We start from the raw sequence: 15,195 nt of genomic DNA on the forward strand, positions 1-15,195 counted from the left end.
GCCACCCGATTGGGTGGCTTTTTAAATGGCATAAGCAATGATTAGTCAGTGAATGTTACTTTAGCAATGGCTTTTTTCCCTGCTTGTACAATCACTGTTTTGTTTTCATTAATGGAGAATGATGCATCGACCACTTCCCAATCGATTTTAACGGCTCCACGTGAAACAGCATCTTTTGCTTGTGCTGCATTTTTGGTTAAACCTGCTGCACGAACAATAGAAGCAATAAACATTTCACCACCAAATTCAGCACGTGAAATGGTCACTTCTGGCGTACCTTCAGGAAGTTCACCATCAGTAATAATGTTTCCTGCGCCTTTATGTGCATGCGCCGCAGCTTCCGCACCATGGAAACGCTCTACCAACTCAAGTGCGAGAATCTTTTTCACTTCTTGAGGGTTACGCCCTTCTTCGATTTCTTTCAACAATTGCTGAATTTCTTCGATAGACTTGAAGCTTAAAAGATCGAAATAGCGTTCAATTAAACTGTCTGGCATCGAAAGAACTTTTTGGTACATTGCACCTGGTGCATCAAATACCCCAATGTAGTTACCCAAAGATTTAGACATTTTATTCACGCCGTCTAAACCTTCAAGAATTGGCACCGTAATACAAACTTGTGCTTCTTGATCATAACGACCTTGAAGAGTACGCCCCATTAACAAGTTAAAGGTTTGGTCTGTACCACCCAATTCAACATCTGCTTCTAATGCAACAGAGTCATAACCTTGAACCAATGGATATAAGAACTCGTGAATCGCAATCGGTTGCTGGTTGTTATAACGCTTGGTGAAGTCATCACGTTCGAGCATACGTGCAACTGTTTGCTGTGAAGCCAGTTGAATCAAATCCGCCGCTGTTTTTTGTGCAAACCATTCAGAGTTAAACACCACTTTGGTTTTGTTCGGATCTAAAATTTTGAATACTTGTTCTTGATAGGTTTTGGCATTTTCTAAAACTTGCTCACGAGACAATGGTGGACGTGTCGCACTCTTGCCTGTTGGGTCCCCGATCATTGCCGTGTAATCACCAATCAAGAAAAACACTTCATGACCTAGATCTTGAAAGACTTTTAGTTTATTAATTAAAACTGTATGTCCCAAATGTAAATCTGGTGCAGTCGGGTCAAAACCCGCTTTAATTTTTAGAGGACGATTCTGTTTGAGTTTCTTTAAAAGATCTTCTTCAGAAATGATCTCATGTGTGCCTCGTTGGATGAGGGCAAGTTGTTCTTCAGCTGGCAGGAAATTTGACATCACAAAACCCAAATACATCAGTTATTCAATTTGTGCGATATACTAACATTTTTTCAGCAGAATGCAGGCGAACTAAATAACATGACAACAATCTATATTGGCGTAATGACTGGAACCAGCATGGACGGCGTCGATTTTGTTGCTGCTTCATTTGATCCATTACACATTCATGCCACGCTCACACTTCCTTTCGATCCTGATCTACGGGATGAATTGATGGCACTGACCTTACCTGATGACAATGAAATCGATCGCATGGGTAAAGCAGATGTAACATTGGCACAAATGATTGGTCATGGCATTAACCAGCTCATTGCTGAAAATAATCTAGATAAATCACACATTCGAGCGATTGGTTCTCATGGACAGACGATTCGTCACCGTCCAGAACATGGTTTTACCTTACAAATTGGTGATCCCAATATTATTACCGAGATCACGCAAATTCCAGTAATTTCAGATTTTCGTCGTCGGGATATGGCGGCTGGGGGTCAAGGTGCACCATTAGTCCCTGCTTTTCACCGAGCATTATTCCAACATGAATCGATTCATCGTGTGATTTTAAACTTAGGCGGTATTGCCAATGTCAGTATGCTTCCTGCTGGCAAACCTGAAGGTGTTTATGGTTTTGATACTGGACCTGCCAATATCTTAATGGATGCTTGGTGTGAACGTTATACCGGACAACCATATGATGAAAATGGCAATTGGGCCGCTTATGGCACCCCTATTCGTCCATTATTAGATCGCTTACAAGAACATGAATTTTTCTCTAAAGAACCGCCAAAAAGCACAGGTCGTGAAGACTTTAATTTAGATTGGCTTGATGAACAAATTGCCGATTGGCGCAATGACTTACAATATGATGAGCTTGAAGACACCCCAGAAAATGTTCAAGCCACATTACTCAAATTGACCACTCGTGCCATTAAAAAAGCCATTTACCGTTCAGACATGGATACAGGTGAAGTCTACGTCTGTGGAGGTGGTGCATTTAACTCGCATTTACTCGAACAATTACGTTGGCGTTTACGTAAACACAATTGGTCGGTGCAAACCACTTCGGCACTTGGTCTAGCACCTACATGGGTTGAAGCGACTGCTTTTGCGTGGTTAGCAATGCGTTTTATCAATCAACTGAGTGGAAATTTACCTGAGGTAACAGGTGCTTCGGGTGATCGCATTTTAGGAACGATTACTGCTGTTTAATATTGAAGCAAAATAAAGGATGTATCACTCAGTACAAAAAAGTGATACATCCATATATTGTATTTAAACAGGTGCATTGGTAATTTCTGACAATTTTGAATGAATATCAAAAATTCGATACCTTAAGTCATGAAATCCATTTTTCTCTAAGCGTCTAACGTGCATATCTAAATAAGCCTCAGCATCGATTTGACGTTCAAATAAATAAATTCCACCTGCTTCTTGGCGCTCTTGATTTTCTGTCCAAATTTTCCAAATCAGCCCTTTTTCATTTGAAATAGATTCTGCCAAGGATCTGAACATTTCAAACATTTCAGCTCCCCACGGTCCAACATATGGAAAATCTATTTGTAAAATACTTGCCATCTGAATTTACCTAAGCCTTGAAGTCTTGTTTAACAGTTTCATCAATTGCTTTGGTCAGTTTGTCCAAAGTTAGACTACCTGAACCAATGACTTCCACATTATTACCTTTACGAATTGCAAAACTTGGAAAACCTCTTACGCCCCAACTACGGTTAAGTTGAAATTCTTCATAAGTTGCTTTTTGCATTTCAGATGAAGAAAAATTTTTTGCAAACAAATCAAAATCTATTTCGAATTTTTCACAGATACTTCGGTAAAATTCAATTTCATTTGGATCTTCACCATCTACATAAAATTTGTATTGAATTGCTGAAAAAAATGACAATAGCTTTTCATCATTCAAATCTTTTCCTTGCCACAAATATCTTGCAATATGAACTGCTCGTGCAGGAGGTTCAGTGTCATAATTAAAATGTTCGCGTTCTAATAATTTTTCAGTGAATGGCTGTTGTGTCATATTTTCAATATTTCTCCACTCCCTGCGTAAAAAATTTTTAAAATCTTCTGTCCATGCATCACCGCCACCTGGACGTAAACCACCTGTAATGACAGAGAAACCTATACCATTTTGAATTGCATATTCGCGAGCTTGTTTAATGGTTTTTGAAGCACCCCAACACCATGAACACATTGGGTCACCAATATAAACAAGACTTATATCAGATTCTTCATTGTTTACTGATTTTTGATCATTGTCTAATTCGGGCACTGAACATGTGCCAGTTTCTAAATCACAATTCATTGTCATTGCTATGTCCTCAATTGCCTTTATTTGAATAATCATTTTTATCTGATCGATTGACATAACTTAGCTGTTCTATAATGATGTGAATAGACAATAAAAATGAAAGGTCTTGTTCGAAAAAATGAACAGCTTACCCTACTCGATTGATGACTTATATTGGTTCGTTCTCATTGCAAATGCAGGTAGCCTATCTGCTGCAAGACGTTATGATATTGCAAAATCGACTTTATCCAATCGCCTATCTCGTCTCGAATCTGCTTTAAATATCAAACTATTAAACCGTAATACTAATGCCAGCTCTTTAACTGATGCAGGCAAAATATTTCTCAAAGAAATTTCCCCACTCTTTCATCAAATCGAAACACTCACTGGTGATCTAACCAATTTAGAAATTCACCCTAAAGGTGGAATTCGAATTGCAGCGTCAGGGACTTTTGGAAAATTGGTGGTATTGCCATTAATTTCGAAATTTTTATTGCAGTACCCGCAAATTGATATTGATATTGATTTAAATGACAAAAAAATTGATTTAATTTCTGGAGGCTATGATCTGGCAATTCGTCTAGGAGAGTTGGCTGATTCGACGCTTTATGCTCAGAAAATTGGTCAAGTTCGACGAATCCTATGTACAAGCCAGATATATGCTAACAATTATGGTGTACCCGAATTACCTGAACAGTTAGCAGATCATCATTTTATTTCACATAATCGCGAACTTTCTAAAATCACGCTTTTAAAAGAAGGCAGTATTAAGAAATTTCAAATACACACTCATTTAACTGTGACGCCTTCTGAACATGCTTTGGCAGCCGTGGAAGCCCATCTTGGTATCGCTGCTGTGGCTGAAGTTCAAGTGAATCATCTTCTAAAGAATGCTAAACTTATTCATGTATTACCCGATTGGTCATTGGTTCCTGAAGACATTTATTTGGTGACTCCTACCCGTAAATATCGAACCTTAGCTTTACGGCTTTGTTTAGATTTTCTAAAACAAGAAATCCCTATACAACTGGAAAAATTATTTTCTCAATAATATTGTCAGACAAAATTCGTCCCTTTTTAACGTCTTAATGACCCGATCAGCACTTACTAAAATTGGTCTTTTTTCCCATTATGTTTACATAACAATAGGGAAAATATATTGATGGATATTCGAAATGAAAGATTGAACGAATTTGAACATGAGAATTTAATATTCGATGTTATCGACACGGGTCCTTTGGATGCTCCATTTATCGTACTCTTGCATGGCTTCCCCGAAACGGCAAAAAGCTGGCAAGCAACATCCCAATTTTTAAATGAAAAAGGTTACCGTACTTTTGCCATTAACCAACGTGGCTATAGTTTGACAGCGCAACCCAGAGGACGACATGCCTACCGTAGTAAGGCATTAGTTGAAGATATTCACCAATTTCTTAATATCTTAAATGAACCTGTGTATCTGGTTGGTCATGATTGGGGCGCAGTTGTTGCATGGGATGTTGCCCTTGAATATCCAGAGAAAATCAAACATTTAACTGCAGTATCAGTACCGCATAAAGCCGCTTTTTTAAAATCTATGTTGTACAGTAACCAACTGCTCAAATCTTATTATATGGGTCTATTTCAACTACCAAAGGTACCTGAATTCATCTTTGAAAAACTCCCGAAATTAGGCCAAGCCTTACTTAAATCTACAGGTATGACCGAGCAACAACTTCAAGATTTTCAAACAGACATGGTCGATGGAAAAAGAATGAGTTCTGCCCTGAATTGGTATCGGGGTTTACCTTTTAGTTCAAATAAAAACTTAAACAAGAAAGTCACTGTCCCAACTTTATTTATTTGGGGCAAACATGATTCGGCAGTAGCTGCAAAAAGTATCCAGTTCAACAAAGATTATATCGACGCACCTTATACAGAAATCATCTTGGATGCGACACACTGGATTCCAGCACAAAATGCACAACAACTCTCAGAATTAATTTTGCAAGACATTGAAAAATATTAGGATCTGTTAATTTTTTGAAGCAAAAAACCCTCAAATATTGAGGGTTTTTATCTCTCGATGATTTAGAAGATTAGATCGAGAAAGAAGATCCACAACCACATGTTGTAGTCGCATTCGGATTTTGCACGATAAAACGTGATCCTTCTAAACCTTCTACATAATCAACCACTGAGCCTACTAAATATTGGTAACTTAATGAGTCTACCAACATTTTCACATCACCATTGACGAATTCAGCATCGTCTTCATTTTGACTTTCAGCAAAATTGAATCCGTAAGAAAAACCTGAGCAGCCACCACCTGTTACGTATACACGTAACATCAGATCCTGATTTCCTTCGCTATCACGAAGTTGACGAACTTTATTCGCAGCATTGTCAGTCAGCTCTAGTGCTTGGGCAGTCATGATGGATTCCTCAAAAATAGATTGGCTTCAAAAGTAAAAAGACCATAGATTAAGTATAACATACTCAATATATGGTCAGAACTCGAACTTTAAAGTTTATTCAGAGTAATTTCATCGGAATTCTTTTAAACATCACTTTTTAGATTATTTATAGTTCTCGTCTTGTAAGCTACATTCAAAATTACTTGGGGCATTTTTACAACGGAATTGCCACAATAATTTCATCATTTGCTTATTATAGATTCCCTGCTTCGTCAAGGTAATACGTGATTCACGCATCAGTTTTTGATAACCAGGTTTATCCCCCTCTGGTACTTTCATCCAATATTTAGCTGGGATATCTGCCTTCATTTTACCCAAAATAGAATTGGCGCGGGGTAGTTGTGTTTTAATCCAGTCACGTGACTTTTGACCATAGCCTTCAGGAAACTTATCTGGACGAATAATAATATTCCCAGTCACTTGTAAAATTGGATAATTTACAATTGCACCCGTTGTTCCTAACCCTTTATGTAATTCCAACGGTTTAAAGACCGCTGTTGGTGCACCAATAATGTCGACCTGACCATTATTGAACTTGCTTCCAAAGTTGGTTACATCCGCACTGACAGCTTGTGCACCCAATTGTTGAACCATGATTTTTTGCGCTTGATCGTAATCTAAAACAGCAATTTTTTTACCTGCAGCTTTGGCAACGGTATTGATACTACGATCACGTACCATTAAGTAAGCATCTCCCACAGGAACAACACCTACAACTTCATAATTGCCATTTTTCATGTATTTCGCAAAGGTAGGATTTGCCAAGCCTTGCATGACCTTAACCGCTAAATTTAAGTCAGTGATTGCACCAATGGCATCGAGTGAACCCGTAAAATTATTAAATTGGCGACCACGCATACCTGTGATACTCACTGCATCACATTTACCCGCTTTGAAGTCTTCAGCAATTACACCCTCATTTTGACCCACTTTGAGTTCAATATCTGCACCCCACTGTTTGGCCGCGAGTTGATAGTCTTTCATAAGTGCATATACATCACCGTTTTTACCGACTAAATCAAATACACACATCACTTGTTTAGCTTGGGTAAATGTCGTTGCTGCCATTAAAGCTGACGCAACTATTATTGTTTTGCTCCAATTCATTCTCTTTTCCTTGATATGAAATTATATGTGTCTAATTATTGTTGTATTGCAACAATTAGCTCCATGTTTATACTTGGCTTAATGCCTTATATATTCCTTTATATAGGATTGATGGCAGATGCTTTTATACATAATCTTTGAACGCCCTGATGATGATCATCAAGATTGAATGACGTTGTAAATCATGAAGCTAAGCCATAAACCCCCCCCTATTCTTTATTTTTAATTAAGAATAAAGTGTTCTAGTTATTGTTCAATGGCTGAAATGACAAAGCTTAGATAAAAAAAATCCTAGAATCGATCTAGGATTTTTTCTTTATAGATCAAGATTATTCACCGCCGAGTGAACACTCGAAGTTAGCCTTATCTACTGAACAACGTGCTTTTTTCAGTACTGACATCATTGCTGGATCATAAATACCTTGTTTAGTCAGTTCTAAACGACCATCACGTAATAGTTTTTGGTATTTAAGTTTGTCTTCAGGTGTTAAATTCATTTTGTATTTCGCAGGAATACCAGATTCCAAACGATTGATCATATTAAAACTTTTCGGTAAGTTTTTGACAAACCAGTCACGAGATTTTTGACCAAATTCTTGTGGGAATTTTTCAGGACGTAGCACTAGATCTGCCGTGATTTGAAGTACTGGGAAGTTAAACATTGCCCCGTTGTTTCCTAAACCTTTATATATCTCTAATGGTTTATACGCATAAGCTGGCGCACCAACCATATCGACTTGACCATTATTAAACTTTGCAACAAAGTTTGAAATATCCGAAGGAACGGCTTGAGCACCGACACGTTGCACCATAATTTTTTGTGCATTGTCATGGCTCAACACTGCAAATTTCTTACCTGCAGCTTTTTCAATAGAATCAATTTTTTTATCACGTACGAAAATAAATGCTGAACCTAATGGTGCAATACCACCAATTTCATATTTTTTACCACCGAGATTGGTGATCATTTTTCCTGCATTACGTTTATCTAAAGCAAAAGTAATGGCTTTTTGTGCAATTGAATTGCTTGGAACACCACCAAGTGAATCAATTGAACCGACAAATTTGTTGTATTGACGCGCACGCATTGCTGTCATAAATACAGCATCACATTTTCCAGCTTTAAAATCATTATCTGCAACCGCTTCATCTTGACGCGGCACTAAATTAACTTCAGCACCCCAGCCTTTTGCAGCCAAAGCCCATTCCTGAGCCATTTGGAAAGACTCACCAGATTTACCGAGTAAATCAAATACACATACATTCACTTTTTCTGCTTGAGCAGATGCCGCGATCATCATTGATGCAGCACCAAGTGTGAGTATTATTTTTTTCATTTCAAGATCCTTTCGACATCTAATTATTGTAGAAAAATTTTAAACTTCTCTTTTTAAATATTAATTGGCATGTTTGTAAATAAATAGAGTAATTACTCTATTGTTTTGTTTCAAAAAAAGTGATTTACTTTTAATATTTTATTATATTTAAAGAATATCTTTTTTTTTCAAAAAATTGAAAGCGGTTTTTTAACTTTTCTTACCTATTTTAATCTTGCATCTTGAATGGCTTAGCACTTCTTTTACTCATCCATCATTGAACACTCAAAATTACTTTGCTCAACAATACAGCGTGATTTTTTTAACACTCGCATCATATGTTGATCATACACCCCTTTCTTGGTGAGCTCGATTCGTACTTCTCTTAACAGCTTTTGGTAACGTACAGCATCATCGTGTGCAATTTTCATTTTATATTTTGCAGGAATCTCATTTTCCATCCGTCGAATCATAGCAATATTTTTTGGCAGTTGTTTGATAAACCAAGCGCGTGAAGAGACTGAAAAACTCTTGGGGAATTTATCCTGACGAATAATTAAATCTGCAGTAATGTTGACCACTGGAAAAGTAAACATTGCACCATTTTGACCAAGGCCTTTTTGAATTTCTAAAGGTTTATAGGCATAAGCAGGTGATGCAATAATATCAACTTCTTTTTTATTGAATCTTTTGACGAAGTTACTGATGTCAGATGGCACACTGATCGCACCGAATTTTTCAATCGCAATTTTTTGTGCTTCATCATAATGTAAATAGGCAAACTTTTTACCAATCATATGTTCGATTGTATTTTGAGTTCGATCGTGTACAAAAATATAAGCAATCCCAATCGGGCTAATCCCTGCAACTTCGTATTTTTGACCGCGTCGCTCTGTAACCAGTCGCTTCGCATTGCGTTCATCGAGTACATATTTGATGGCTTTTCTGGAAATATCATTTGAGGTGACACCACCCAAGGCATCAATTGAACCCGCAAATTTATTGTATTCACGTGAACGCATGGTGGTCATAACCACACCATCGCACTTTCCATCCTTAAAGGCTTGCGCTGCCTGATCCTCTTTTTGAAAGGCAATCAGCTTGACATCTGCGCCCCATTTTTTTGCTTCTAATGCCCATTCTTCAATCAGTTTATACGATTCACCAGCACGACCTAACAGATCAAATACACAGACATTTTGATTTGCATAAGCAGCATTCGAGCAGAATAAAGCACCGACCAGTCCTAGCCATTTTCTTATTGTTATCATTATTTAATATTCCTAATTTTACTTGTAATACAAAATACATGATGATCATAAACTTAATTGGCATTTTTGATGAGTGCAATTGGTCTGGTATTTGTTGTTATTTTTTTAAAAAAGTTTGAATGGGTTTTCATTATTTAAGCATTCAAAAAATTTGTTATTTAAATAATGAATTAACCAGTAACTTAAACATTTAAAGCTAAAATTTTCCAAGATGCTTCAAAAGTCCATAATTCTTCTAAAATTAATCTTCCATTTGCGGACTTCATAGAGATTTTGCAACGGGTATTTTGCTCATTATATTCAAACTCTTCTATGTCGATATCATACTTTTTGGGTTTCCATACTCCATTTTGAATGGCATGCCGAATACGCTCATAACGATCTAATTGAGTTTCTATAATCCCAGAATCTCTAAACAATACCTTTAAATGTGGATGTTCATATTTTTTTAAAATGTCGATTTTCCCTAAATAATAAGCATTCATCCAAGTATCGTGTGATTGTTCTAATGAATAAGTCATTTACATTGCTCTCATCCTTTATTGATAAAAGAATTGTGCAATATGAATATTTCATTTGTATAAAATGTGGCAAAACATCAAACCATAGACATAAAAAAGCACCTAAGCCACCAAGTAATTTTCATTACTAAAGGCTTAGAAGCTCTTTCAATATAAAGAATTAATGCATTAATTGAAAATATTAAGCATCAATATCCGCATTTAACGCATTTTCTTCAATGAATGCACGACGTGGTTCAACGTCATCACCCATTAAACAAGAGAACATACGATCTGCTTCAATCGCATCATCAATGGTCACTTGTAGCATGTTACGGTTTTCAGGATCCATAGTGGTTTCCCAAAGTTGATCCGCATTCATCTCACCCAAACCTTTATAGCGTTGGATCATCATGCCACGACGCGAGTCAGCTAAAATGTGTTGCCAAACTTCATGGAACGTTGCCACTTGAATTTTGCGATCACCTTTTTGTAAGAAAGCACCCGCTTCAAGCAAGGTAAACCAGCTCTTCGAGTTCTGTAACAAGCGTTTGTATTCACCTGAAGCAAGTAAGCCTTGATCCAATAGATACTGATGCGGCAAGTTATGCACGTAAACAGTCACACGTGGGAAGTAATGCGTTTCTTTCACGCCATCTGCATTTTCTTTTTCAAATGCTTCAAGTGTAATTTCTGGACGCAAACTTGGTTGTTGCTTTTCAATCGCTGCACGAAGTTGTTCAGCCCAATCTGCAACATAAGATTGTTCTTGATTTTGATCAAGTTTAAACGCTTCAAGACTCAATAAACCATCAAGTAAAGTTGCTGGATAACGAACGGTTAAACGATGCAAACTCTTTTGAGACGTTTGGTAATCTGCAATCACACGTGCTAATGCTTCACCACGAATGGCTGGCGCTTCACCACTGATATGCAATTCAAGCTCATCAATTGCATTTGAAATAAGGTAAGTTTCCAATGCATCATTGTCTTTGATGTATTGTTCTTGCTTGCCTTTTTTCAATTTATACAATGGTGGCTGTGCAATATAAATATATCCACGTTCCACAAGCTCAGGCATTTGACGGAAGAAGAAAGTCAACAGTAGCGTACGAATGTGCGAACCATCGACGTCGGCATCGGTCATGATGATGATTTTGTGATAACGCAATTTGTCAGGATTGTATTCTTCTCGACCAATACCACAACCAAGTGCTGTAATGAGCGTACCCACTTCTTGAGATGAAATCATCTTATCAAAGCGCGCACGTTCAACGTTTAGGATTTTACCTTTTAGCGGTAAAATCGCTTGCATCTTACGGTTACGACCTTGTTTCGCAGAACCACCCGCAGAGTCACCCTCGACTAAGTAAAGTTCAGACAATGCTGGATCTTTCTCTTGGCAATCTGCCAATTTACCTGGAAGACCGGCAATATCAAGGGCACTTTTACGACGGGTCATTTCACGAGCTTTACGAGCAGCATCACGTGCGCGTGCAGCATCAATAATTTTACCTGCAATCGATTTTGCTGCTTGAGGATTTTCCAACAAATATTCAGAGAATGATTTGTTCATCGCCTGCTCTACTGCAGGTTTAACTTCACTCGATACCAATTTTTCTTTGGTTTGCGAAGAAAATTTTGGATCAGGCACTTTCACTGAAACAATGGCGGTTAAACCTTCACGCGCATCATCGCCTGTAACAGCAACTTTTTCTTTTTTCAGTATGTTTTCACTGTCTAAATACTGGTTTAGACCACGTGTTAAGGCTGCACGGAAACCAGCTAAATGCGTACCACCATCTTTTTGTGGAATGTTGTTGGTAAAGCAACGAACATTTTCTTGATAGGTATCATTCCACTGCAATGCCACTTCGACAGTAATACCCGTTTCAGGTACTTCACTGGTGAAATGGAAGATATCGTTTAGATGTGTTTTACCTTGGTTAATGTATTTTACAAACTCAGATAAACCACCTTCATAATCAAATACATGTTCAGATGCAATACGTTCATCACGTAGAACAATACGAACACCAGCATTTAAGAATGAAAGCTCACGTAAACGACGTGCCAAAATATCAACGTTAAAAATCGTTTGACTAAAGGTTTCAGAACTTGGCCAGAAACGTACAATTGTACCTGTCGTGTTTGTATCACCAACCACTTTAAGTGGATATACAGGATCACCGTGTTTATATTCTTGTTGATGAATATGACCGGCACGATGAATCGTCAATTCTAATTTGCTTGATAAAGCGTTTACAACAGATACACCAACACCGTGCAAACCACCTGAGACTTTATAACTGTTGTCATCGAATTTACCGCCTGCATGCAGAATGGTTAAAATCACTTCTGCTGCTGACACACCTTCTTCAGGGTGAATATCGGTAGGAATACCACGGCCATTATCAGACACACTGACAGATTCATCTTCATGAATGGTCACTAAAATTTCATCACAGTGTCCAGCAAGTGCTTCATCGATTGCGTTATCGACAACCTCAAACACCATATGATGCAGGCCTGAACCATCATCAGTATCACCAATGTACATACCTGGACGCTTACGAACTGCATCTAATCCACGCAATACTTTAATGCTAGAGGAGTCATAAGTATTTTCATTGGTTAGTTCTGTTTGAGAAGCAGTTTGATCTTCTGAACTCATGGTTTCTCCCTAGTCAAAAAGGTCTATCCAAAGATGGGTAACAATCTAAAATCATTGCGCAACGACTTGAACTTGCCCGTTTTCAACATTGAATAATTGGTAGGATATAGACAAATCATGTAAATGTTTTTTCACTGATTCATGGTCTAGTGTGGTAATAAAAACTTGACTACCAAGTTGGCTCAATCGCTCAATTAAACGTCGTTGTGCAGTTAAATCTAATTCTGCTGTCACATCATCTAATAATACCACAGTTTCCTTATTACAAGCATGTAGCATTGCAATCTGCGATAGTTTTAACGCCATGATCAACAACTTTTTTTGCCCACGTGATAACACGACATCAGCATCTCCAGTTGGCGTTTTTAAACGGAGGTCAGCTCGATGTGGACCATATTCGGTATAGCGTCGATCTACGTCTTTTTGATGAAACTGAATGAGGTCGCTGGCTAAACCTTGATCAACATGATAACCCGCTTGATATTCCATTTCTATGTGCAAGTCGGGTAGCAGTTGCTGCAAATCATGTTGCAAATATTGTTTCCATTGCTCAACGATTTCAACCCGCTGTGAATGTAAAATTTCACCATAATCGCTGAGCATCTTATTCCAAGGTTCTAAATCTTGAAGTGTTAAATTTCGCCGAGACTTGAGTAAACTATTTCTTTGTTTCAATGCGCGTGAATAATATTGCCATGCATGATAAAACTCTGGTTCCACGTGAAACATGAGCCAATCTAACAATTGACGGCGAGGTTTAGCCCCATGATCAATAATATCTGTACTGAGTGGATCAATCAGTTGTAAAGGGAGTATTTTCGCCAATTGCCCTTGTGTTGCAACTGTATCCCCATTCACCTTAATCATTTGCTCACCCGAAATGAGCTTTTGCATGCCAATTTTTTCTGTTGCAGATTGAGCAAAGACTAGGGCGTCATCACAATCATGTTGAATGTAATGTTTTGGAATATGCGTTCGAAACGAGCGACCTGAAGCAAGCAAATGAATTGACTCCAAAATCGATGTTTTGCCAGATCCATTTTGCCCATAAAAAACATTAAACGGTTGCAACTCTGCGAGTGCAACCGTTTTTAAATTTCGAACTCGCTGTATATTTAAGCGTGTTATATGCATAGCGAATCTAATTGACGATGCTGTTTAGACACGCATTGGCATCACAACATAGGTTTGATCTTGATGCGCTGGATCTTGAACCAAAACAGATTGATTGGCTTCAGTCATGGTCATGAGTACGTCATCACCATCCAATACACCTAAAACATCAATAATATATTGCGCATTAAATGACATTTCTAATGATGTGTTTGCATACTGAATCGCTAAATCTTCAACAGCTTCATCTTGTTCAGGGTTATTGGCACGAAGTTGCAAAGTATCTGTACTGAAATTTAAGAATACACCACGTAATTTTTCATTACTTAAAATGGCCACACGTTGCAAAGATTGTTTAAATACATCGTGAGGAATCGTTACGATTTTATCGCCACCACGTGGAATCACACGACGATAATCAGGGAATTTACCATCAATGAGTTTCGTCGTGAAACGAACGGTAATATCACCCTGCTCTTTATCACGTGTTGGTGCTTGAATCGTTACATTTAACAATTCGCGACCAATAAGCAACGTTAATTGATTGTCTTCAATACTGAGTAAACGTTGTAATTCACCCACCGCTTTACGAGGAACAATCGCTTGAACCAATTGTGCAGCATTTGATGAAGCATTGGTTTCACACAACGCTAAACGGTGTCCATCAGTAGTCACTGCACGAAGATGATTTTGATCAATCTCAAGCAAAGTTCCAGTTAAATAAAAACGTACATCTTGAACTGCCATAGCAAAAGATGTTTTTTCAAATAAACGTTTTAATTCACGTTCAGTGACTTGAACTTGTGTCCCTTGACTGTTTTCAGTGGCAAGTAATGGATAGTCTTCAGCGGGTAATGTTCCTAGAACAAATCGGCTATTGCCTGATTTTAAAATACAACGTTGATCTTCTGTAATGTGAAGATCAATCAATGCTGCTGTCGGTAAAGATTTACAAATATCAACCAATTTACGTGCTGGAACTGTCGTTTCACCCGCTTGAATACATGCACCCTCTGCCAGAACAGTACTTGCAACCAATTCAACTTCTAAATCTGAACCAATAATTGTTAATGCTTGCTCTGTTACTTGAACTTTGACGTTTGAAAGAATGTTCAATGTGTGACGACGCTCTACAGCACCCACAACATGAGATAATACATTGAGTAAGCTTTCTTTCGCGATTTTCAAACGCACGATGGA

General features: G+C 37.9%; 14 protein-coding genes. 3 read left to right on the forward strand and 11 right to left on the reverse strand.

Features of this window, described 5'->3' with window-relative positions:
- Positions 1–41 precede the first annotated feature (41 nt).
- Entirely contained in the window at positions 42–1,274 is a 1,233-nt protein-coding gene (tyrS, locus tag G8E00_RS16220; RefSeq protein ID WP_166226311.1) for a tyrosine--tRNA ligase, read from the reverse strand.
- Between the two features lie 63 nt (positions 1,275–1,337).
- On the opposite strand from tyrS, the gene G8E00_RS16225 reads away from it, so the two are divergent.
- Positions 1,338–2,465 (forward strand): anhydro-N-acetylmuramic acid kinase, encoded by a 1,128-nt coding sequence (locus G8E00_RS16225; RefSeq protein ID WP_166012808.1) that lies wholly within the window; start codon positions 1,338–1,340, stop codon positions 2,463–2,465.
- A gap of 63 nt (positions 2,466–2,528) precedes the next feature.
- Here the strand turns inward: G8E00_RS16225 and G8E00_RS16230 are convergent, their stop codons facing one another.
- Both G8E00_RS16230 and G8E00_RS16235 read right to left on the reverse strand, forming a co-directional pair.
- Positions 2,529–2,831: a monooxygenase gene (locus G8E00_RS16230; protein ID WP_166012809.1), complete on the reverse strand. Its 303-nt coding sequence runs from the start codon at positions 2,829–2,831 to the stop codon at positions 2,529–2,531.
- 10 nt (positions 2,832–2,841) lie between these two features.
- On the reverse strand, positions 2,842–3,579 hold the full coding sequence (locus G8E00_RS16235) for a DsbA family protein (protein WP_166226314.1): 738 nt from the start codon (positions 3,577–3,579) through the stop codon (positions 2,842–2,844).
- 118 nt (positions 3,580–3,697) lie between these two features.
- On the opposite strand from G8E00_RS16235, the gene G8E00_RS16240 reads away from it, so the two are divergent.
- Positions 3,698–4,609: a LysR family transcriptional regulator gene (locus tag G8E00_RS16240; protein ID WP_166226317.1), complete on the forward strand. Its 912-nt coding sequence runs from the start codon at positions 3,698–3,700 to the stop codon at positions 4,607–4,609.
- Between the two features lie 111 nt (positions 4,610–4,720).
- Positions 4,721–5,566 (forward strand): alpha/beta fold hydrolase, encoded by an 846-nt coding sequence (locus tag G8E00_RS16245; RefSeq protein WP_166226319.1) that lies wholly within the window; start codon positions 4,721–4,723, stop codon positions 5,564–5,566.
- A gap of 70 nt (positions 5,567–5,636) precedes the next feature.
- Here the strand turns inward: G8E00_RS16245 and erpA are convergent, their stop codons facing one another.
- From erpA to dnaN, 8 genes are all read right to left on the reverse strand, one after another.
- Positions 5,637–5,972: an iron-sulfur cluster insertion protein ErpA gene (gene erpA / locus G8E00_RS16250; protein ID WP_166012813.1), complete on the reverse strand. Its 336-nt coding sequence runs from the start codon at positions 5,970–5,972 to the stop codon at positions 5,637–5,639.
- Positions 5,973–6,116: 144 nt separating this feature from the next.
- Positions 6,117–7,121, reverse strand: a complete 1,005-nt coding sequence (locus tag G8E00_RS16255) for a putative solute-binding protein (protein ID WP_166226322.1) — start codon at positions 7,119–7,121, stop codon at positions 6,117–6,119.
- A 329-nt stretch (positions 7,122–7,450) separates the two neighbouring features.
- Positions 7,451–8,458 carry a putative solute-binding protein gene (locus tag G8E00_RS16260; protein WP_166012815.1) on the reverse strand — a complete coding sequence of 336 codons (1,008 nt, stop codon included), beginning with the start codon at positions 8,456–8,458 and terminating at the stop codon, positions 7,451–7,453.
- Between the two features lie 242 nt (positions 8,459–8,700).
- Positions 8,701–9,699, reverse strand: a complete 999-nt coding sequence (locus G8E00_RS16265) for a putative solute-binding protein (RefSeq protein WP_406741474.1) — start codon at positions 9,697–9,699, stop codon at positions 8,701–8,703.
- Positions 9,700–9,890: 191 nt separating this feature from the next.
- Positions 9,891–10,229, reverse strand: a complete 339-nt coding sequence (locus tag G8E00_RS16270) for a hypothetical protein (protein ID WP_166226327.1) — start codon at positions 10,227–10,229, stop codon at positions 9,891–9,893.
- 181 nt (positions 10,230–10,410) lie between these two features.
- Positions 10,411–12,882: a DNA topoisomerase (ATP-hydrolyzing) subunit B gene (gene gyrB, locus G8E00_RS16275; RefSeq protein ID WP_166012818.1), complete on the reverse strand. Its 2,472-nt coding sequence runs from the start codon at positions 12,880–12,882 to the stop codon at positions 10,411–10,413.
- Between the two features lie 51 nt (positions 12,883–12,933).
- Positions 12,934–14,016: a DNA replication/repair protein RecF gene (recF, locus tag G8E00_RS16280; RefSeq protein WP_166226330.1), complete on the reverse strand. Its 1,083-nt coding sequence runs from the start codon at positions 14,014–14,016 to the stop codon at positions 12,934–12,936.
- Positions 14,017–14,040: 24 nt separating this feature from the next.
- Positions 14,041–15,189 carry a DNA polymerase III subunit beta gene (gene dnaN, locus G8E00_RS16450; RefSeq protein WP_166226333.1) on the reverse strand — a complete coding sequence of 383 codons (1,149 nt, stop codon included), beginning with the start codon at positions 15,187–15,189 and terminating at the stop codon, positions 14,041–14,043.
- Between the last annotated feature and the right edge of the window lie 6 nt (positions 15,190–15,195).

This window comes from Acinetobacter shaoyimingii (assembly GCF_011578045.1).
Taxonomy (GTDB): domain Bacteria; phylum Pseudomonadota; class Gammaproteobacteria; order Pseudomonadales; family Moraxellaceae; genus Acinetobacter; species Acinetobacter shaoyimingii.